This is a genomic window from Pseudomonas sp. FDAARGOS_380, assembly GCF_002591235.1.
Taxonomy (GTDB): domain Bacteria; phylum Pseudomonadota; class Gammaproteobacteria; order Pseudomonadales; family Pseudomonadaceae; genus Aquipseudomonas; species Aquipseudomonas salmasensis.
This window is the reverse complement of record NZ_CP023969.1, coordinates 3,619,385-3,637,813: the sequence shown is the minus strand read 5'-3', so window position 1 is coordinate 3,637,813 and position 18,429 is coordinate 3,619,385. Positions and strand designations below refer to the sequence as shown.

Below are 18,429 nucleotides of genomic sequence, written 5' to 3'. Positions count from 1 at the left end.
AATCCCTAGAAGATAATAGATTTTAACTGTATAGCCTACAGATCAGCTTTTGCTGCTCTCTCAGAAAATGCGGCCATGTCCTTAGGGCTTGGGGTTGGCCCTGGTATATGTGTATGCCCCGCCAGTTGCACATTCATCTCCTGCACTAGGTCGATCAAATCACACACCACCTGAAATAGGTTTACGCTCTCCGACCCGATCCAGTTTTGGGGAGCCAGCAACCACTGACCAGCCCCCGCCACGCTCTTGCGCAGCCCCTGAATCCTTTCCTCCATGTCGCCACCTACCGTGGCGTTGTACTTCTGCCCCACCACCAGGTTCAGATCCCGCCCGGTCGCCTGGTGCAGATCATCCACCGCCGCCAGGCTGACAGATCCTCCCGACAGCAGCTTGAGCGCACCCAGGGCTTCAAGCGTCTTGATGCCCCCCACCGATTCGGTTGAATGATCGTCCACAGTCCTGGTGTGGCTCTGGAACCGCTCGGTGTTTCCCATCGCCTCCACTTCCCGCTCGATCGCCTTGTCCAGGATCTTACCGTCGGTTTGACGCAGCCAGTTGCCGTCGGCGTCGACACGCTGCTGACAGGCTTCGCTATGCTGCCACACCTGGTCACCCTTCGGGACGCTCGGCATGCTCAAGCCGTGGGGCAGAATCGTTTGGATATAGGGCTTGTGCGGCAGGCCATAGGCGAAACACACCACAACCTGGGTGCCTTCCTCGGGGAATGCGTAAATGCCCATTTCCTCGCCACCGGTGGGCAGCGGCAAAGGCACGCCAGCATGGTGTCTGGCTCGCCGGCCGGCCCCATGACCTCGATGTCGACCGCGTAGCGGGGGCGGAAGTCGTCGCAGATCCCGGCGCCGGCGGGCGCGTCGGCCACGGCGACAACCTGGGCAAAGCGTGGCAGGTGATAACCACCAGTGAGTTCGGGGAATTGTCGTTCTACGCTGCGGCGGATTGCGTCGTCCATCGGATGGCCATCTGGTTGTCGATGAGCGCGACACTGGTGATGCGCTCGCCGTGATTGATCGTTGCACCTGGTCGCAACCCGGGGAGGGCTGCAATCATCGCGCTTTGGTTGCCCTGGTAGTCGTCGAACAGTTCCACCGGCAGCTGCAGCGGCGAGCGAACGCCGAAGTTTCCGAGCAGCCCGTACGAACAACAACTCCTCAACAATCAATTTTCCTGAATTAAACGTAGATCAGGCTATAGCATTAGTGTTGTATCAATATTTACGATGCTAGGCATGCCTAAGCTCCGTACGTTGATCAACGAACGAGCAGCCATATCGCACGTAAGGCCCTCAGAAAATATATCGCAAATATATTCTTGCATGCTGCCATCTAAACCAGCCCACCAAGCGGGATGCAAGTATATATTTTCAAGTAACTGGAGCATAAAGACAGCAAGATTATCTGACGATAGATTTGCATTTCTAAATTGCCCGACGAGTTTCAAACCAGTAGTTGAATGTTCCGGAAGCCAAGAGAAAACTATGTACCCCTTCCCTGCATCAGAAAAGGAATTAATAATCACATAGTCAGGCACGCTACCTTTATTATGCGAGATAAATTGCACTGGCTCCCCATCGAATCCGTATATAGGTGCTACGATAGAGCTACCCATTATGTGCGGCGGGTGTGCTAACTCAAAGACAACATGCTTTAGCTCAGAATAATCCTCCCCGACAAGCATGTCATCCAGCTTTTCTTTTATATAAGCCAAATCGCTCTTTGAAAGATTATTATTACTTATCATTTCATTTGCGGCACGCTGAAGCATTAATTGTTGCATAAGCGACTGCCCTTTATCAAAGCCTTTAAGGTCCTGAAAAATCTCTGAAACGTCGCCCTTGACATAAAGTTCTCTTGATACGGCCCTGAAAGCGACTAGAAAACAGTGTTGTTTGTTAATGTAAAAAGGGCAGTCTTCGACAGGGGAAAATAGTACCTTGTCGTGATGAGAGCAGAATCCAGAAAATGTTGACGCTCTATTAATCCCGACGCGCGCAGGAGCCAGCTTATTAGTTTTAGTGATAGATTGGACATTACCAAGAAAAGCTAAAACATGCCCTTCTACAGAAATCTCTTTCAACGATGAACTTTTTGAAACGGTATGGGCGTTAATAATTTTCACAGTGCAGTTAGGATGCCACACTGATGGGGCACTGCAGGTTTTAGACGTATTGATTTTCTTAATAGTCCTATGTGCGTCTGCAACACTTACTGGAGTTTCGCTTCCTCGATCAAGGTGGCATTTCTTGTATTTCAAACCTGACCCACACCAACAAAGCTCATTTCGTTTAAACCCCATGCCCAGTTCACTCCTTATATTAGAAAGACACTCAAAACCATTACAAACCCGTTTATAGCCGTAATACCTTCTAGACAACAACAGAGCTGCTTGCAAATTAAAAACGTACCTAAAAAGCATAGCTCTAGCTTTTACATCAGTCGTGCCTCGGCCTAGACCGGTGTGTAAATTAAAGTCACAAATCAATGCTTTTCATAATGCGCATCGAACTCTTTAAGAATATTTGGATTGTAAAAAACCTTAGGTATTCCGGTAGTGCTACCAGGAGTAAGATACCGCTTATGTGCAAATCTCTCTTCCGCCTCCAATGCTTTACGGATGATGTGATAATTTGAGTTTTGTTTGAAATTTTTGAACCGGCGGGTAAGCCGGGTGGTAAGATTCTTATAGTCCCACGGGTACTTCTCAGATATATCTAGCTCCGTGATTATTATTTTTGTTGCATTACTATCCGCAGAGTACTGAATTGGCAAAGCGGAGTCGCTTTTAACCTTCTGTAATTTTATGTCGATCCTCAATGTGAGATTATAAGAACCGACATCTTCCTCATCATACATCCTTTCAAACTGGTTAATATAATCCAAAACTTTCTTTTCTTTTGGATTAAGCATTACACCTGGCGCCTCGTCAAACCCTCTAAAAAATGAAATAGGCATTAGATAAAAATTATATTTAGCAAGGATATCTCCATGCCAGCTTTTTACGATATTTGCATAGTTCTGTAATGAAGCGGCACCGAGCTCCTGTATTTTAATGCTGAGCAGGACGTCATCATTGATGAAGTGAATCGCATTATCTCTAATTTCTGTTAGTGCAGTAACATTATCAATAACAGCCTTTTCTACCTCACTCCCGTAGTCCTCGGTTATTATTCGAATCGCTTCAAACATACTAACGGACATTGGATTTCCGGCTCGATTTGTTTTCGGCCTAGGCAGCTTTGACTTTTCACCACTCTTGAGAGTTCTATACTCCATTGCATAGAGCGATGCTACTTTATTACTAGAGAGGCTAAGTACCTTTGCTTTAAACAAAAGCTCCCAAGCATTTATGCACAACACTGAAAAACTTTCCTCTCTATACTTGAAGTCCGGCTTATTATAAACCTCCATAGCTGAAAGCATAGCGGATATGGACTTACCCAACATGCTCCGCGAACGTGATTTCATGTATATTCTTCCTTGTTTGAAGCATCAAAATGATACTGAGATGAGTGTCCGATAGACGTCACTAAAATTCAACACGAGTTTCGCACTCAATCTAAGCTTTTCGTCAAAGTATTATTTTCATTGAGCTTTTTATGCAGCGGATGAATGCACCACCACTTCCGAAATCTAAAGTTATTTTTCAAAACCCAGAAATCGCTCCTCCGCATGAAAGGCCACCCCTGTACGGTACCGTCTCTCATTGACGACTTCTGCATGTCGATTGGGGGCAGGACGGCCAACGCTGTACGGCCCCGTTCGAAGACGAGTAAAACACCCATCTGTCCCATATAACCGTATTTCAGGCACCAAAAACCACAAACCCCCGGCTTTCTCTATGAAAACCAGGGGTTTGTGTTTACTTAATGTGGCGGTGAAGGAGAGATTCGAACTCTCGATACAATTTCTTGTATACACACTTTCCAGGCGTGCTCCTTAAGCCACTCGGACACTTCACCGTATCTCGTCAAACCAGTTCAGTCTGTCGAGGCGCGCTAATGTAGTCGAAAGCCTTTCTGATGGCAAAGGTTTTTTTCAGAATTTTCATGCGGTTAGACCGTTATGCCGTTCACCGCCCGGTAAGGGGTGGTGATTGTGCCATTCTCAGGCAGTGGCGGCACGCGTCTGGAATGCTTGCTGCGCCCTGCTGCGGGGGGTCTACCCTTGGGGATGAGGCAAAAGCCTGACTGGGTAGTCAGTCACGGCGCTTTACCCGCGCGGGCGTGGTGAGTAACGTCTGTGCATCTATCTCTATAACAAGCCCTACAAGGAACCGCGTCATGAGTGAGTTGATTGCCTACCACTTCGAAGACGGTATCGCGACCCTGACCCTGAGCAACGGCAAGGTGAATGCCATTTCTCCGGCGGTGGTCAGTGAGTTTAATGCGGCGCTGGATCAGGCCGAGAAGGATCGGGCGGTGGTGATCATCACGGGCACGCCGGGGATTTTGTCGGGCGGTTATGATTTGAAGGTGATGACCGCCGGCCCTAAAGAGGCAATCAGCCTGGTGACCTCAGGCTCGACCCTGGCGCGGCGGATGTTGGCGCATCCGTTCCCGGTGATCGTGGCCTGCCCTGGGCATGCGGTGGCCAAGGGTGCGTTCCTGTTGTTGTCGGCCGATTATCGGATTGGCGTCGAAGGCCCGTTCAGCATTGGCCTCAATGAAGTGGCGATTGGCATGACCATGCACCACGCCGGTATCGAGTTGGCGCGCGATCGCCTGCGTAAGTCGGCGTTTCAGCGTTCGGTGATCAATGCCGAGATGTTTGATCCACAAGGCGCCCTGCACGCCGGTTTCCTCGACAAGGTGGTGGCACCCGAAGAACTGCACGCCGCCGCACTGGAAGCAGCACGGCAGTTGAAGAAGATCAATATGAACGCGCACAAGCACACCAAGTTGAAAGTGCGCCGCGCACTGCTCGAAGCCCTGGACGATGCAATCATCCAGGATCAGGGCCATAGCCTGAGTTAAGTCCTACACCAGCTGCGCCTGAGCCCGACCTTGAGTCGGGCTTTTTCTTACCTATAAATGTGAAACGTCCGTAGCCGCTCTAGTTAGCCGTTATCGGCCCATGTGGAAACATGCGCTTAAACATCGGCTATCTCCTACGTCTGTAGGGGCAATTGCCGAATACAGTGCACATCCGTACACTGCGCCACCTTTTGTCCCGATGGGCCGTGTCGATGCTTTTTCTGTTGCGTATGTTGTTGATGGGCCTGCATTTTATGATCGCCGGCGTGCTGGGTGTGCTGGTCGGTGTGTGCCGGCCGTTCAATCCGGACAACAGCCGTCTCTGCGCTCGCCTCTATGCGTTGCCGGCCATGCGGATCCTGGGCTTGAACGTGAAGGCCGACGTCGACTCGCTGCGCAACAAGCCCGGTACCTGCGTGGTGATCGCCAACCATCAGTCCAACTACGATCTGTTTGTGCTCGGCAATGTAGTGCCGCACCGCACGGTCTGCATCGCCAAGAAAAGCCTGAAATGGGTACCGCTGTTCGGCCAGCTGTTCTGGCTGGCGGGCAATGTGCTGATCGACCGTGGCAATGCTCACAAGGCGCGGCGTGCGATGCTGACCACCACGCATACCTTGCAGCATAAGGACACGTCGATCTGGGTGTTCCCGGAGGGCACGCGCAACCTGGGCAAAGGGTTGTTGCCGTTCAAGAAAGGTGCATTCCATATGGCGATTGCGGCCGGTGTGCCTATCGTGCAGGTGTGTGTCAGCAATTACGTAACGCAGATGAAGCTCAATCGCTGGAACAGCGGTGAGGTTCTGATACGCTCGTTGCCGCCGATTCCTACCTGTGGCTTGACGGTGGATGACATCCCTCAGTTGCTGCTGACGTGTCAGACGCAGATGGCTGAGTGCATTGCACAGATGGATCGCGAACTGCAACGCGCGTAGGCGCCCGCTTAGGGTGACGCGGAGCGTCACGGGCGGCATTCCCACGCAGAGCGTGGGAACGATCAGTGACACGGAAGTGGGCAATGTCGGTGAGCAACAACGGAACGCCATTCAGGCTAAGCTGCCCAACACCTGTCCTCTTGATAAGAAGTGATCAGCACCATGGGTAGAGTTGTTGCGGCTGCCGTTTACAGCGCCGGTAAGAAAGTCTCGGATATCACCCTCGATGAAGGCGCGGCCTGGGCCGCCAAACCTGGGCACTTTGTGTGGATCGGCCTGGAAGAGCCCAGTGCCCAGGAATTGAACAACCTGCAACGCCAGTTCAACCTGCACGAGCTGGCGATCGAAGATGCCATGGAAAAACACAGCCGCCCGAAGCTGGAAACCTTCGGCGACGCGCTGTTTATCGTCACCTACTCCCCGGTGCGCGAGAACGGCAAGCTGGAGTTTATCGAAACCCATATCTTTGCCGGCAACGGCTACATCATCACCGCACGCAACGGCCACTCGGCGTCCTACGGTTTTGTGCGCCAGCGTTGTGAGGCGCGCCCGTTGTTGCTGGAGCATGGGGAAGATTTCGTACTCTATGCGCTGCTGGATTTTGTCACCGAAAACTATCAGCCGGTGAGCGAGGCGATCCACGCCGAGATCGATGAGCTGGAACGTAACGTGCTGTGCAGTTCACTCAACGAGCGTGATATCCAGCACCTCCACGGCCTGCGCCGCGATGTGTTGCGGCTCAAGCGGCATGTGGCACCCATGGTCGAGATCAGCCAGGAGTTGCAGAAGCTCAGCTTCCCGTTTATCGACAAGAACATGCGCCCGTATTTTCGTGACGTGCAAATCCACGTTACGCGGCAGATGGAAGACCTCACCACCTTGCGCGATATAGCCAGCCAGACCATCGAGATCGGTGTGCTGCTGGAGGCCTCGCGCCAGAGCGTGGTGCAGCGCAAGTTCGCCGCGTGGGCGGCGATCCTGGCGTTCCCCACGGCGGTGGCGGGGATTTATGGGATGAACTTCCAGAACATGCCCGAGCTGCAATGGCACTACGGCTATTTTGCGGTGCTCGGGTTTATTACCCTGGGCTGTACCGGGTTATGGGCCAGCTTCAAGCGTTCGGGCTGGCTTTAAGCCTTGGCTTCAGGCTGATGCGCAACGAAGCGCATCATCCATTCCGCCACGGTGACGCCGTGGTGGTCGCGTTCCAGGCTGGCCACGCCGTTGCTGTAGACCTTTTCACCCAGGGTTGTCTGAAGGATTTCCAGCAACTCGCGGGAATAGTCGTGAACAAACTCCGGATGGCCCTGGAAGCACAGCACCTGGTCGCCGATGTGGTACGCGGCAAACGGGCAGAATTCGCTGGAGGCGATGACCGTGGCATTGTCCGGCAATGTAGTGACTTGGTCCTGGTGGCTGATCAACATCCTCAGTTCAGGCACCTCTGGGCTCATCCACGGGGCCTTGGCGTCCAGCTTGTAGTCGTGGGTGCCCATGCCCCAGCCCTGGCTGGCACGCTCGGCCTTGCCGCCCAGCAGCAACGCGAGCAATTGATGGCCGAAGCACACGCCCAGCAGCTTGTTGCCACGCTCATAGCGCGTGAGCAGGTAGGTCTTGAGGGTCTGGATCCAAGGGTCGGTCCCGAACGAATCGGCCTTGCTACCGGTGATCAGGTACGCGTCAAACACTTCGTCATCCGGCGGGTATTCGCCCTGCACCACGTTGTAGACGACAAACTCGGCGGCAATCGGTTGCTTGGCGAACAGACGCTTGAACATCTGCCCATAGCCTTGGTACTCATCGATCAAAGCGGGACGCAGAATATCGGTTTCCAGGATGCAGACGCGTAGCGACATAAAAAATACCTGACACGGCGATGGGAATATTGCACACCCCAGAGCCTGCCCTGAAATACCCCCCCAAAGCAAGCCCTCAATGGGCGCCCACACACACTGTAGGAGCGAGCTTGCTCGCGAAAAACGTCAACGATAACGCAGGTATCCTGGATAAAAAGCGTTGCCTGTACGTTCTTCGCGAGCAAGCTCGCTCCTACAGTGAAGCGTTTAAAACAGTGCGCCTTTTGCGGCTTTTTCCAGTAATAACGCCGGTGGCGAGAAGCGCTCCCCGTACTCCTCGGCGAGGTAGCGGGCGCGGGCGATGAAGTCGTTCAGCCCGTACTGGTTGATAAACTGCAACGCGCCGCCACTCCATGCAGCAAAGCCGATGCCGAAGATTGAACCAACGTTGGCGTCCGCCGTGGACATCAACACGCCCTCCTCCACGCAGCGCACGGTTTCGATGGCTTGGATAAATAGCAAGCGGTCACGTACATCCTGGGCTGAGATTTGCTTGCCAGGCTGTTCGAACCGGGTTTTCAGCTCAGGCCACAGGTGCTTCTGGCCGCCAGCGGGATAGTCGTAAAAACCACCGCCCGCCGCCTTGCCCGTGCGCTTGTATTCGTTCACCAACAGATCAATCACCGCCGTCGCCGGGTGGTTCGGCATGGCCTTGCCTTCGGCCTGCAGGTCCTTGGCCGTTTGCTGTCGGATATGGCTCATCAGGCTGAGGGACACTTCATCGGACACCGCCAACGGCCCCACTGGCATCCCGGCCTTGCGCGCTTCGGTCTCGATCATCGGCGCAGCCACACCTTCGCCGAGCATGGCGATGCCTTCGTTGGTAAAGGTGCCGAATACCCGCGAGGTGAAAAAGCCGCGACTGTCGTTGACCACAATCGGGGTTTTCTTGATGTGCAGTACGAAGTCAAACCCTCGGGCCAGGGTTTCGTCGCTGGTGCGCGCACCTTTGATGATTTCCACCAGGGGCATCTTGTCCACGGGGCTGAAGAAGTGCAGGCCGATGAACTTGGCTTGATCGGGCACCGCCGAGGCCAGGCCGCTGATGGGCAAGGTGGAGGTGTTGGAGGCGATCACAGCATTGGCCCCCACCACGTTTTGCGCTGCGGCCGAGACCTTGGCCTTGAGTGCGCGGTCTTCGAATACGGCCTCGATGATCAGGTCGCAGCCGGCCAGGTCGGCGTCATCCTGGGTAGGATGAATGCGCGCCAGGGTGGTTTCGCGCTGTTCGGCGGTCAGTTGCCCACGGCTGACTTTCTTGTCCAGCAATGCAGCTGAATGGGCTTTGCCTTTTTCGGCGGCGGCCAGGGTGATGTCTTTGAGCACCACCTCGATACCCGCACAGGCACTGACATAGGCGATGCCCGCGCCCATCATCCCGGCGCCGAGCACACCGAGCTTACGCGTGACGTAGGGCGCATAGCCCGGGGGGCGTGAGCTGCCGGCATTGATTTGGTTGAGCTGGAACCAGAAGGTGCCGATCATGTTTTTTGCCACTTGCCCGGTCACCAGCTCGGTGAAGTAGCGGGTTTCGATCAGGTGAGCGGTGTCGAAGTCCACTTGGGCGCCCTCGACGGCGGCACAGAGGATTTTCTCCGGCGCGGGGAAGCAGCCCTGGGTCTTGCTGCGCAAAATCGACGGTGCAATGGCGAGCATCTGCGCGACTTTAGGGTGGGACGGCGTGCCGCCGGGAATCGCGTAGCCCTTGTTGTCCCAGGGTTGCCTGACTTCGGGATTAGCCAGAACCCAGGCGCGGGACTGGGCCAGCAATGCCTCGCGATCCGCCGCCAACTCGTCAATCAAGCCTGCTTGCAGGGCCTGGGCAGGCCGGACTTTTTTACCTTCGAGCAGATACGACAAGGCTTTTTCCAGGCCGAGCATGCGCACCATACGCACCACGCCACCGCCCCCTGGCAACAGGCCAAGGGTCACTTCCGGCAAACCCAGTTGCACGGACTTGTCGTCCAGCGCGACCCGGTGGTGGCAGGCCAGGCAAATCTCCCACCCACCGCCCAGGGCCGCGCCATTGATCGCAGCCACCACCGGTTTGCCGAGGGTTTCCAGGCGGCGCAACTGCGCTTTCAACACCAACACACTGTCGTAGAACGCCTTGGCCTGGGCTTTGTCGACCTTGATCAGCTCATTGAGGTCGCCGCCGGCAAAAAAGGTCTTCTTGGCCGAGGTGATCACCACCCCGGCGATCTCGTCCTTTTCCGCTTCCAGGCGCGTGAGGGTGGCCGCCATGGCTTCACGGTAGGCGGCGTTCATGGTGTTGGCGCTCTGGCCGGGCATGTCGAGGGTCAGCACCACGATCTGGTCCTGGCCTTTTTCGTAACGAATGGCATCGGTCATGACAAACTCCTTAGGCTCAGAGGCGTTCGATAATGGTGGCGATACCCATGCCACCGCCGACACACAAGGTGGCCAGGCCGTAGCGTTGCTGGCGCACCTCCAGCTCGTCGAGCAAGGTACCGAGGATCGCGCAGCCGGTGGCGCCCAAGGAATGGCCCATGGCGATGGAGCCGCCGTTGACATTGACCCGTGCGGGGTCGATGCCCATGTCCTTGATGAACTTGAGCACCACCGAAGCAAAGGCTTCGTTGACTTCGAACAGGTCGATGTCTTCAACCCGCAGGCCGGCCTTGGCCAGCGCCTTGCGAGTGGCCGGTGCAGGGCCGGTGAGCATGATGGTCGGGTCGGTGCTGGTCACCGCCGTGGCGACAATGCGCGCACGCGGTTGCAGGCCCAGCTCGCGGCCTTTGGCCTCGGAGCCGATCAGCATCAGCGCGGCACCATCCACGATCCCGGAGCTGTTGCCCGGTGTGTGCACATGGTGGATGCGCTCCACGTGGCTGTAGACCCGCAGCGCGGTGGCGTCGAAGCCCATCTGGCCCATCATTTCGAAGCTGGGCTTGAGCTTGCCCAAGCCCTCAAGGGATGAATCGCCACGGATAAATTCATCATGGTCCAGCAGCACGATGCCGTTCTGGTCGTGCACCGCGATCAGCGACTTGTTGAAGGAACCGTCTGCCCGCGCCCTGGCGGCTTTCTGCTGGGACTGTAGGGCAAAGCTGTCGACATCCTGGCGCGTGAAGCCTTCCAGGGTGGCGATCAGGTCCGCGCCAATGCCTTGGGGCGTGAAGTGGCTGTGCATATTGGTTTGCGGGTCGAGCACCCAGGCGCCGCCATCGCTGCCCATGGGCACGCGGGACATGGACTCGACGCCGCCGACGACCACCAGGTCTTCGAAGCCGGAACGCACCTTCATTGCCCCCAGGTTCACCGCTTCCAGGCCTGAAGCGCAGAAGCGATTGACCTGCACACCGGCCACGCTGATGTCCCAATCCGCCACCAGCGCGGCGGTCTTGGCGATATCGGCGCCTTGGTCCCCCACCGGTGTGACGCAGCCCAGGACGATGTCATCCACTTGGCGGGTGTCGAGGTCGCTGCGTTGCGCCAACGCCGTGAGCAAGCCAGCCACCAGGTTTACCGGTTTGACGCTGTGCAGGGCACCGTCGGCCTTGCCTTTACCCCGGGGCGTGCGTATCGCATCAAAGATCAAAGCTTGGGTCATGACATCCTCGAACCGCTGTGGGTGTGTGCCCCTACCTTAGGCCCGATTGACACGGTTTCAATGACGGATGCGCTCATTGCTTTTGACCCCCTCGCTCGGACGAACGGTAGGTCCCTATGGGAAAACCCTGATTAATCGTTTTAGCGGTCTAGCCCTAGGGTTGGCGCCAAGATGGCAATAAGCCTCATGCCGTTTTTAGCGCAAATACTTATTAGCTGATATGAAATGGGTCTAAGCCAGAAAGAACGGGCGCTCTAAGGTTGAACCTGTAAGACGCTGCTGCCGGGTTTTGCTGGAGTAGCTGTAAGAAAAGTGCAACGTCACCTCGCGATACTGGATACAACGGCACGCATTTGACGCTCAGGAATAACAACAAAAGAAAAGGCAGTCAGCCATGTTCAAACAATCGAAAGTACGTCAGGCGGGACTTATTCTGTTCGCCACCACCCTGATTCTGATCTTGCCCAATTTACCCAAGGTTATTGGGTGACGATTGCGCTCCCACCTGTCGTGAACGCGCCGCACCAGGCCAGCCGCTTTTGGCAGCACCTGCCAGGACATTGCGCTTAGCGCGCCTGTTGCAGGGGCTGTCTTTTTACCTGCCGTTTTCCGTTATCGTGTGCGCCCTTACTCTCCTGCAACGGGCCTGTGCCTTGAAACCGATCCTCGCCCTTTTTGCCCTGCTGCTCAGCCTGCCTGCGGCGGCGGCACCCTTGACCATCGAGCTGGACCACAGCCAAAAGACCTGGCAGACCGCCGAGTTGCTCAAGCACCCCGACGCTCAGACGGTGCAGATCGTCGATGATGTGTCCTACAAGCGCACTATGACCTATCGCGCGGTGCCCCTCGCGGTGCTCTTACCGGGCCTTAAGCCTGCGAACCACCTGCAAGCCGTTGCCCTTGATGGTTTTGCCGCCGAACTTGCCGCCGCGCCGTTACAGGAAAAAAACGGCGCCCGCGCCTGGCTGGCCGTGGAAGACCCGGCGCATCCATGGCCACCGCTGGAGCAAGGCAAGCCCAGCGCCGGGCCGTTCTATCTGGTCTGGACCCACCCTGAAGCCGGGCATATCAGCCCCGAACAGTGGCCGTTCCAGGTCTCCAGGTTCAAGCAGTTGCAGACGGTTGGCGAGCGTTTCCCGGCGTTATTGCCCGACCCGAAGCTGGCGGCGAACGACCCGGTCAACCAAGGCTTTGCGTTGTTCCAGAAAAACTGCCTGGCGTGCCATCGCCTCAATGGCGGCGGTGATGCACAAATGGGCCCGGACCTGAATGTGCCCTACAACCCCACCGAGTATTTCAGCGGCGATTTCCTCAAGCGTTATATCCGCGATCCGCAAAGCCTGAGGCATTGGCCACAGGCGAAGATGCCGGCGTTTACAGCCAGTGTATTGCCGGACACTGAGTTGGATTTGCTGGTGGGGTACCTGCGGCACATGGCAGGCCGCAAACAGCAACCTTGAGCCTGCGCTGTATCGATCGTTCCCACGCTCCGCGTGGGAACGCCTCTTGTGACGCTCTGCGTCACGCTTTGGGACGCGGAGCGTCCTCGGCTGCATTCCCACGCAGAGCGTGGGAACGATCAAGCAACGCAGAGCGCGGGGGCGATCATTGCTGCGGCGCCACAAATACCTTGGCATGCATCTGCTCATGCCCACCGCCACGGCGCATGCCGCGTACCGGGCAGGCGTCGAGGTAGTCCAGGCCCACGGCCAGCTTCAAGTGCCGCTCCGGCCGCGCCAGTTGGTTGGTTACGTCAAAGCTGTACCAGGCGTCATCCAGCCAGGCTTCGGCCCAGGCATGGCTGGCCAGGTGCGTGCTGTCTTCGGTGTACAGATACCCCGACACATACCGCGCGGGGATCCCCAGGCTGCGGGCGCAGGCCAGGAACGCATGGGTGTGGTCCTGGCACACCCCAGCGGCACCTGCAAAGGCCTGGGCGGCGCAGGTATCGACGTCGGTCGCGCCAGGGGTGTAGGCCATGGTGTGGTTAAGCGCCAGCATCAGGTCGATAAGCGCCGTGCGGTCGCGACGCTGATGGCAGTGTTGTTCGGCAAAGCCGCGCAGGGCGTCGTCGGGCTCGGTGAGGCGCGTGGCGCGCAGGAACGGGAAGGCAGACTGGCTTTCGTGTTCGGCCTCGCGCAACTCATCGATCTCCACCACGCCCCGGGCGCCAATGATGATGGCGTCATGGGGCTCGTCCAGGGTGAGCACATGCAAGATATTACCGAAAGGGTCCACCTGGGCCCGCACCGGGCGTGGCAGGTCGAGTTGCCAGCTCAGCACGTGCTGGCGCTCGCTGTCATGAGGTGTCAGGCGCAGGTACTGGATGCTGGCGCGCACCTGGTCTTCGTAGTGGTAGGTGGTGTCGTGGCTGATGGAGAGTCTCATGCCGCCTCCAGGTAGGAACTGTAGATGGCGTCGCCCAACTGGCGGACCAAGGGGATAAAGTCGGTCAGCCAGGCATGCAGGCCTTCCTCGAGGATTTCGTCGATGGCGGTAAAGCGCAGACGCGCATCCATCTCGGCGGCCAGGCGCTGGGCCGGGCGGCCGTTGATGCCGGGCAGGCTGGCGAGGATCTGGTCGATCTCTTCGCTGCAGGCGCGCAGCGAACGCGGCACATCCGCACGTAACAGCAGCAACTCGGCGACCTGCCGAGCGCCCGGTGCATCGCGATAAATCTCGGTGTACGCCTCGAATGACGACAGGGCGCGCAGCAACGCACTCCATTGGTAATACGCGTGAGCCGTGCCATCGCTGACCGCCTCAGCCTGTTCGCCGGCCATTTCGTAGCGGGCATCCAACAGACGCAGGGTGTTATCGGCACGCTCGATAAAGGTGCCCAGGCGAATAAAGCGGAAGGCATCGTTGCGCATGATGGTGCCGTAAGTGGCCCCGCGGAACAGGTGTGAACGCTCCTTGACCCACTCACAAAACCGGCTCATGCCGTAGTGGCTCAGTCCCTGCTGGGCGATATCGCGAATGTCCAGCCAGGTGGCGTTGATGTTTTCCCACATGTCGGCGGTGATGCGCCCACGCACCGCATGGGCGCTGGCTCTCGCGGCACCGAGGCAGCTGTAGATGCTGGCCGGGTTGGCCGCGTCCAGCGCAAAAAAATGCAGCAGGCGCTCGGCATGCAGTTCGCCATGAAGGGCGTGGTAATCCTCCAGCGTGCCGGTGATCAATAACGGCATGGCCAGTTCATGTAGGCCATCGCCGCGCCCGTCCTGGGGCATCAGCGACAGCGAATAGCTGACATCGAGCATGCGCGCGAGGTTTTCGGCGCGTTCCAGGTAGCGCGACATCCAGTACAAATCCGAGGCAGTTCTACTCAACATGGCATCAGTCCTCGACCACCCAGGTGTCTTTGGTTCCGCCGCCCTGGGACGAGTTGACCACCAGCGAGCCTTCGCGCAGCGCCACGCGGGTCAGGCCACCCGGTACCACGCGAGTCTCCTTGCCGGACAACACGAAGGGGCGCAGGTCGATGTGGCGCGGGGCGATGCCGTTTTCGACAAAGGTCGGGCACGTGGATAAACACAGGGTCGGCTGCGCGATATAAGCGTGTGGCTTGGCCTTGATACGCGCCCGGAACGCTTCGATTTCTGCGGTTGTAGACGCCGGGCCGACCAACATGCCGTAACCACCGGAGCCTTGGGTTTCCTTGACCACCAGGTCGGGCAGGTTGGCCAGTACGTGGGACAACTCGTCAGGCTTACGGCATTGGAAGGTCGGAACGTTCTGCAGGATCGGTTCTTCGTCGAGGTAGAAACGGATCATCTCGGTAACGAACGGGTAAACCGATTTATCGTCCGCGACTCCGGTGCCAATAGCGTTAGCCAGCACCACATTGCCGCAACGGTAAGCAGCGAGCAGGCCGGGTACACCGAGCATGGAGTCGGGGTTGAATGCCAAGGGGTCGAGAAATGCATCATCGAGGCGACGGTAGATCACATCGACAGCCTTGGGCCCGTCGGTGGTGCGCATGAATACACGGTCATCGCGCACAAACAAATCCGCGCCCTCCACCAACTCCACGCCCATCTCTCGGGCCAGGAAGGCATGTTCGAAGAACGCGCTGTTGAAACGCCCGGGCGTCAATACCACCACACTGGGGTTATCCAGGGGGCTGGCGCTTTTGAGGGTGTCGAGCAGCAGGTTGGGGTAATGGTCGATGGGTGCGATGCGCTGGGCCGCGAACAGTTCGGGGAACAGCCGCATCATCATCTTGCGGTCTTCGAGCATGTAGCTGACACCGCTGGGCGTGCGCAGGTTGTCTTCAAGCACGTAGTACGTGCCGTCGCCATCGCGTACGAGGTCGACCCCGGAGATGTGCGAATAGATATCGCGGTGCAAATCCAGGCCCTGCATTGCCAGTTGGTATTGTTCGTTGGCCAGTACCTGTTCGGCAGGAATGATGCCGGCCTTGATGATGCGTTGGTCGTGGTACAGGTCGGCGAGGAACAGGTTCAGCGCCTTGACCCGCTGGATGCAACCGCGCTCGACAATCCGCCATTCACTCGCCGGAATGCTGCGGGGGATGGTGTCGAAGGGGATCAGGCGCTCGGTGCCTTGTTCGTCCCCGTAGAGGGTGAAGGTGATGCCGGCGCGGTGGAACAGCAAATCGGCTTCACGCCGACGCTGAGCCAGCAGTTCGGCAGGGGTATCGGCCAGCCAACGGGCGAACTCGCGGTAATGGGGGCGAACCTGCCCTGCCCCATCGTACATTTCATCGTAATAAGTGCGGATCATGCCGTACTCCTTGTCACCCGGACGCAAGAACCTTCGCAAGGCCCGTGCCAGCGGCATAAACACTTAATAATCAATCAGTTGAATAATCCCAGCGCAAGCATCGCACCGTCCTGGTGCGCGCAGTTGCCTGGGGCAGACCGTGCGCTTCATTGCAATGCGGTCTTTGGCTATCAACAGCATAGTCAGAGTTGATTTCACTGCCCGCCTGCACATACGGATAATCGCCCACATCGGCTGAACAGGATACGTCCTACAGCCAAACCCTTTGCACATTCAGTAACGTGTCAATTCGTGTACTGATGACTCCTCAGTCTTCCCTTTCCGCCACCCTATCCGGGTGGCTTTTTTTTGCGCGTAAAACGGCAGTTCCCTTTGCGATGGCCGCCCAAACAAAATCGGCCGACCCAAAGGTCAGCCGATACGCTGTGCTGCTCATAAATACCAACTACATGGGTAACCCACGCACCTCCTGCTTGACGCCCCATCCCTCGATAATCCCACCCAGGGGCTCCACCACTGCCTCAAAGTCTTGCTCGAAGTCTCCTATGCCGTCGTAGGTTGCAAACATGATTTTGCTCAGTTCCAGGTACCAGGCGCCATCGTCGCGCGCGCTGACTTGGGCATTGAGGGACTCCCCACGAAATCGACCCGCAGCCCTGCGCGCCCGTTCCTCATCCGGGAAAATGGCGTAGAACTCGATGGGGTGAAAACGCGAGAAATCAAAGCCGCCTTCTTTCATGCGGCGCAGTACGTTGGTGCTGATGTCTTCTTGATAGGCTGTGCTCATGAAACGTCCTCCTCAAACCGATGGATAGACTTTCCGTGCTTCCTGAAGCCCCGCGCCCTGCTGGCGCGGGCACCACGGCATAACAACGCCGCAGGAAAACAAGCATGTAGCTGACAAGACCAGACCTTAGCGATTCATTCGCTGATCTCGATTGCAGAGTAGCGCGAAGCTATCACCTCCACCAGAGGTGCTCGTGTGGCGTGTGAAAAATGTTTAGACGGAGGGAGAAATATCGAGAATCTGGATACTGTTCTGATCTTTGAGAATCTTGACCGTCGGCTCGGGTTTACGGCCTTCCAGGTCATTGAGATCGAGTTCGGCAGCAATCGGCACCAGCTTCGCACGAATCATATGCGCAGCGTCTTCGAGGCTGGGCTTTTGTTCGCAGGTGAACTGCTGCACGGACTTTTCACCGTGATCATCAACGAAGGTAATTTGCCACGTTTGCATCGGTGCCTCCTCGATAAAACCCATAGGTGGGCTTACAAGTATCTGGACCTTGGCGGCGCGCAAAACGTTCCGCTCAAGCCCGGAGGCACCGGATCAACTGCACTTATTTTTCAGCGTGTTCTTTCAAGGCTTTCAAGGTGTTGAACGGCGCGTCCACCACGAACTTGTTGGCCAACCACGAAGGTACGCTGCCGCCTGGCTCGGTGTGTACCTGGTAGGTGACTTCGGTCTGGTTATCGCCCTTTGGCACCAGTTTCCAGAAACCCTCCACCTGGGCGACCCGCACGTAGCCTTTTGCTTCAGGCTTGTAGGTCGGCACACCTTCCAGTTTGCGCGTGACGGTGCCGTCAGCAGCTTTGCTGGTGGTGACGTGGATGTACGAGTCGCGGTCCGTCACGGGGAACGGCGCCTTGAACTGGGTGTAGGTCCAGGCCTCGTCGCCTTTCTTGTCGACGAGTTTCTGGGATTTGCATTCGTGGATCCATGCGCAAGCACCGGCCACATCTTCCTGCAGCGCCTGGACTTTGGCCAAAGGCGCCTTGATCAGAGTCACACCGCGATACGCCTTGTATTTGGAACCGGCAATCTCGCTCAGGGACACCTTGATACCGTCTTCGTCCTTGGCGACTTGCCAATCTTCAGCCTGGGCAGTGGCCGCAAACAACAGCGTAAAACCGCACAGCACAGCCACTCGTTTCAGCGAACCCATCGTTGTATTCCTTATTGTTGAAGTTCCGATAGTAAAGCCCATCAAGCCGCCGTCATCTGTTCCCACCAGCCGATCAGCCGGATAGCATCGGTCTGGTCGTTGCCACAGACGTCGATATCCGCCTTGAAATCACTGCACACGGCGGGCCGCTGCGGTTGACCGAACAACTGGCACAGTTGTTCCGCCGACAGGTGCACGCAGCGAACGCCAGCGGGTTTGCCCAGGGGCATTCCCGGCAATGGTGAACTGATGGAGGGGGCAATGCAGCATGCGCCACAGCCTTCACGGCATTTCATGACCAGCAGGTCCTCGACGACTCAATAGGGATGGCCGGGCTAGAGTACGCCCTTAAACAGCCGTTTTAAAATGGCCCAACAGG

Annotated in this window: 16 protein-coding genes, 1 tRNA gene and 2 pseudogenes; 4 read left to right on the top strand and 15 right to left on the bottom strand. The window is 57.0% G+C overall.

What is annotated here, in order from left to right; translation table 11 throughout:
• Positions 1-35: 35 nt before the first annotated feature.
• The 5 genes and pseudogenes from CRN80_RS17040 to CRN80_RS17015 form a co-directional block, all read right to left on the bottom strand.
• Positions 36-970: pseudogene (locus CRN80_RS17040) on the bottom strand (hypothetical protein).
• A pseudogene (locus CRN80_RS17035) lies at positions 943-1,137 on the bottom strand (hypothetical protein); the annotation flags it as partial. The pseudogenes CRN80_RS17040 and CRN80_RS17035, both read right to left, overlap by 28 nt.
• 69 nt (positions 1,138-1,206) lie before the next feature.
• Complete coding sequence (locus CRN80_RS17030) at positions 1,207-2,313, bottom strand: SEC-C domain-containing protein (protein WP_169918222.1); 1,107 nt, start codon at positions 2,311-2,313, stop codon at positions 1,207-1,209.
• Positions 2,314-2,495: 182 nt separating this feature from the next.
• Complete coding sequence (locus CRN80_RS17025) at positions 2,496-3,482, bottom strand: DUF3644 domain-containing protein (RefSeq protein WP_256588493.1); 987 nt, start codon at positions 3,480-3,482, stop codon at positions 2,496-2,498.
• 404 nt (positions 3,483-3,886) lie between these two features.
• Positions 3,887-3,976 (bottom strand) — tRNA-Ser (locus CRN80_RS17015).
• Positions 3,977-4,297: 321 nt separating this feature from the next.
• Between CRN80_RS17015 and CRN80_RS17010 the strand changes: the two genes are divergently transcribed.
• The 3 genes from CRN80_RS17010 (at position 4,298) to CRN80_RS17000 (ending at position 7,059) form a co-directional block, all read left to right on the top strand.
• Complete coding sequence (locus tag CRN80_RS17010) at positions 4,298-4,990, top strand: crotonase/enoyl-CoA hydratase family protein (RefSeq protein WP_014719521.1); 693 nt, start codon at positions 4,298-4,300, stop codon at positions 4,988-4,990.
• A gap of 212 nt (positions 4,991-5,202) precedes the next feature.
• On the top strand, positions 5,203-5,925 hold the full coding sequence (locus CRN80_RS17005; RefSeq protein ID WP_098950643.1) for a 1-acylglycerol-3-phosphate O-acyltransferase: 723 nt from the start codon (positions 5,203-5,205) through the stop codon (positions 5,923-5,925).
• Positions 5,926-6,087: 162 nt separating this feature from the next.
• Positions 6,088-7,059, top strand: a complete 972-nt coding sequence (locus tag CRN80_RS17000) for a magnesium and cobalt transport protein CorA (RefSeq protein WP_003193449.1) — start codon at positions 6,088-6,090, stop codon at positions 7,057-7,059.
• Here the strand turns inward: CRN80_RS17000 and CRN80_RS16995 are convergent.
• The 3 genes from CRN80_RS16995 to CRN80_RS16985 form a co-directional block, all read right to left on the bottom strand.
• Positions 7,056-7,781 carry an amidotransferase gene (locus CRN80_RS16995; protein WP_098950642.1) on the bottom strand — a complete coding sequence of 242 codons (726 nt, stop codon included), beginning with the start codon at positions 7,779-7,781 and terminating at the stop codon, positions 7,056-7,058. The genes CRN80_RS17000 and CRN80_RS16995 overlap by 4 nt on opposite strands.
• A gap of 207 nt (positions 7,782-7,988) precedes the next feature.
• On the bottom strand, positions 7,989-10,133 hold the full coding sequence (locus CRN80_RS16990; RefSeq protein WP_098950641.1) for a 3-hydroxyacyl-CoA dehydrogenase NAD-binding domain-containing protein: 2,145 nt from the start codon (positions 10,131-10,133) through the stop codon (positions 7,989-7,991).
• Positions 10,134-10,149: 16 nt separating this feature from the next.
• Positions 10,150-11,355: an acetyl-CoA C-acetyltransferase gene (locus CRN80_RS16985; RefSeq protein ID WP_098950640.1), complete on the bottom strand. Its 1,206-nt coding sequence runs from the start codon at positions 11,353-11,355 to the stop codon at positions 10,150-10,152.
• A gap of 653 nt (positions 11,356-12,008) precedes the next feature.
• On the opposite strand from CRN80_RS16985, the gene CRN80_RS16980 reads away from it, so the two are divergent.
• Positions 12,009-12,815, top strand: a complete 807-nt coding sequence (locus CRN80_RS16980) for a cytochrome c (protein WP_098952632.1) — start codon at positions 12,009-12,011, stop codon at positions 12,813-12,815.
• Positions 12,816-12,960: 145 nt separating this feature from the next.
• On the opposite strand, the gene CRN80_RS16975 is transcribed toward CRN80_RS16980, so the two are convergent.
• The 7 genes from CRN80_RS16975 to CRN80_RS16945 all read right to left on the bottom strand — a co-directional run bounded on the left by CRN80_RS16975 (position 12,961) and on the right by CRN80_RS16945 (position 18,346).
• Positions 12,961-13,743: a transglutaminase family protein gene (locus CRN80_RS16975; protein ID WP_098950639.1), complete on the bottom strand. Its 783-nt coding sequence runs from the start codon at positions 13,741-13,743 to the stop codon at positions 12,961-12,963.
• Complete coding sequence (locus tag CRN80_RS16970) at positions 13,740-14,690, bottom strand: alpha-E domain-containing protein (RefSeq protein ID WP_098950638.1); 951 nt, start codon at positions 14,688-14,690, stop codon at positions 13,740-13,742. The genes CRN80_RS16975 and CRN80_RS16970 overlap by 4 nt, the downstream gene beginning before the upstream one ends.
• 4 nt (positions 14,691-14,694) lie before the next feature.
• On the bottom strand, positions 14,695-16,104 hold the full coding sequence (locus CRN80_RS16965) for a circularly permuted type 2 ATP-grasp protein (RefSeq protein ID WP_032895706.1): 1,410 nt from the start codon (positions 16,102-16,104) through the stop codon (positions 14,695-14,697).
• Between the two features lie 445 nt (positions 16,105-16,549).
• Positions 16,550-16,891, bottom strand: coding sequence for a ribonuclease E inhibitor RraB (locus CRN80_RS16960; RefSeq protein WP_003193463.1), 342 nt, complete (start codon positions 16,889-16,891; stop codon positions 16,550-16,552).
• A 213-nt stretch (positions 16,892-17,104) separates the two neighbouring features.
• Positions 17,105-17,341, bottom strand: a complete 237-nt coding sequence (locus CRN80_RS16955) for a hypothetical protein (RefSeq protein ID WP_014719530.1) — start codon at positions 17,339-17,341, stop codon at positions 17,105-17,107.
• A gap of 103 nt (positions 17,342-17,444) precedes the next feature.
• Positions 17,445-18,050 (bottom strand): START domain-containing protein, encoded by a 606-nt coding sequence (locus tag CRN80_RS16950; protein ID WP_098950637.1) that lies wholly within the window; start codon positions 18,048-18,050, stop codon positions 17,445-17,447.
• Between the two features lie 41 nt (positions 18,051-18,091).
• The gene (locus CRN80_RS16945) at positions 18,092-18,346 is read right to left on the bottom strand and encodes a YkgJ family cysteine cluster protein (RefSeq protein WP_032895703.1); all 255 of its coding nucleotides are present in this window, start codon (positions 18,344-18,346) and stop codon (positions 18,092-18,094) included.
• Positions 18,347-18,429: the final 83 nt, after the last annotated feature.

What these genes read in the sequence shown, in the direction of transcription:
- CRN80_RS17030 (WP_169918222.1), bottom strand. Translation starts at nt 2,313, where the DNA reads ATGGGGTTTAAACGAAATGAGCTTTGTTGGTGTGGGTCAGGTTTGAAA.
- CRN80_RS17025 (WP_256588493.1), bottom strand. Translation starts at nt 3,482, where the DNA reads ATGAAATCACGTTCGCGGAGCATGTTGGGTAAGTCCATATCCGCTATG.
- CRN80_RS17010 (WP_014719521.1), top strand. Translation starts at nt 4,298, where the DNA reads ATGAGTGAGTTGATTGCCTACCACTTCGAAGACGGTATCGCGACCCTG.
- CRN80_RS17005 (WP_098950643.1), top strand. Translation starts at nt 5,203, where the DNA reads ATGCTTTTTCTGTTGCGTATGTTGTTGATGGGCCTGCATTTTATGATC.
- CRN80_RS17000 (WP_003193449.1), top strand. Translation starts at nt 6,088, where the DNA reads ATGGGTAGAGTTGTTGCGGCTGCCGTTTACAGCGCCGGTAAGAAAGTC.
- CRN80_RS16995 (WP_098950642.1), bottom strand. Translation starts at nt 7,781, where the DNA reads ATGTCGCTACGCGTCTGCATCCTGGAAACCGATATTCTGCGTCCCGCT.
- CRN80_RS16990 (WP_098950641.1), bottom strand. Translation starts at nt 10,133, where the DNA reads ATGACCGATGCCATTCGTTACGAAAAAGGCCAGGACCAGATCGTGGTG.
- CRN80_RS16985 (WP_098950640.1), bottom strand. Translation starts at nt 11,355, where the DNA reads ATGACCCAAGCTTTGATCTTTGATGCGATACGCACGCCCCGGGGTAAA.
- CRN80_RS16975 (WP_098950639.1), bottom strand. Translation starts at nt 13,743, where the DNA reads ATGAGACTCTCCATCAGCCACGACACCACCTACCACTACGAAGACCAG.
- CRN80_RS16970 (WP_098950638.1), bottom strand. Translation starts at nt 14,690, where the DNA reads ATGTTGAGTAGAACTGCCTCGGATTTGTACTGGATGTCGCGCTACCTG.
- CRN80_RS16965 (WP_032895706.1), bottom strand. Translation starts at nt 16,104, where the DNA reads ATGATCCGCACTTATTACGATGAAATGTACGATGGGGCAGGGCAGGTT.
- CRN80_RS16960 (WP_003193463.1), bottom strand. Translation starts at nt 16,891, where the DNA reads ATGAGCACAGCCTATCAAGAAGACATCAGCACCAACGTACTGCGCCGC.
- CRN80_RS16955 (WP_014719530.1), bottom strand. Translation starts at nt 17,341, where the DNA reads ATGCAAACGTGGCAAATTACCTTCGTTGATGATCACGGTGAAAAGTCC.
- CRN80_RS16950 (WP_098950637.1), bottom strand. Translation starts at nt 18,050, where the DNA reads ATGGGTTCGCTGAAACGAGTGGCTGTGCTGTGCGGTTTTACGCTGTTG.
- CRN80_RS16945 (WP_032895703.1), bottom strand. Translation starts at nt 18,346, where the DNA reads ATGAAATGCCGTGAAGGCTGTGGCGCATGCTGCATTGCCCCCTCCATC.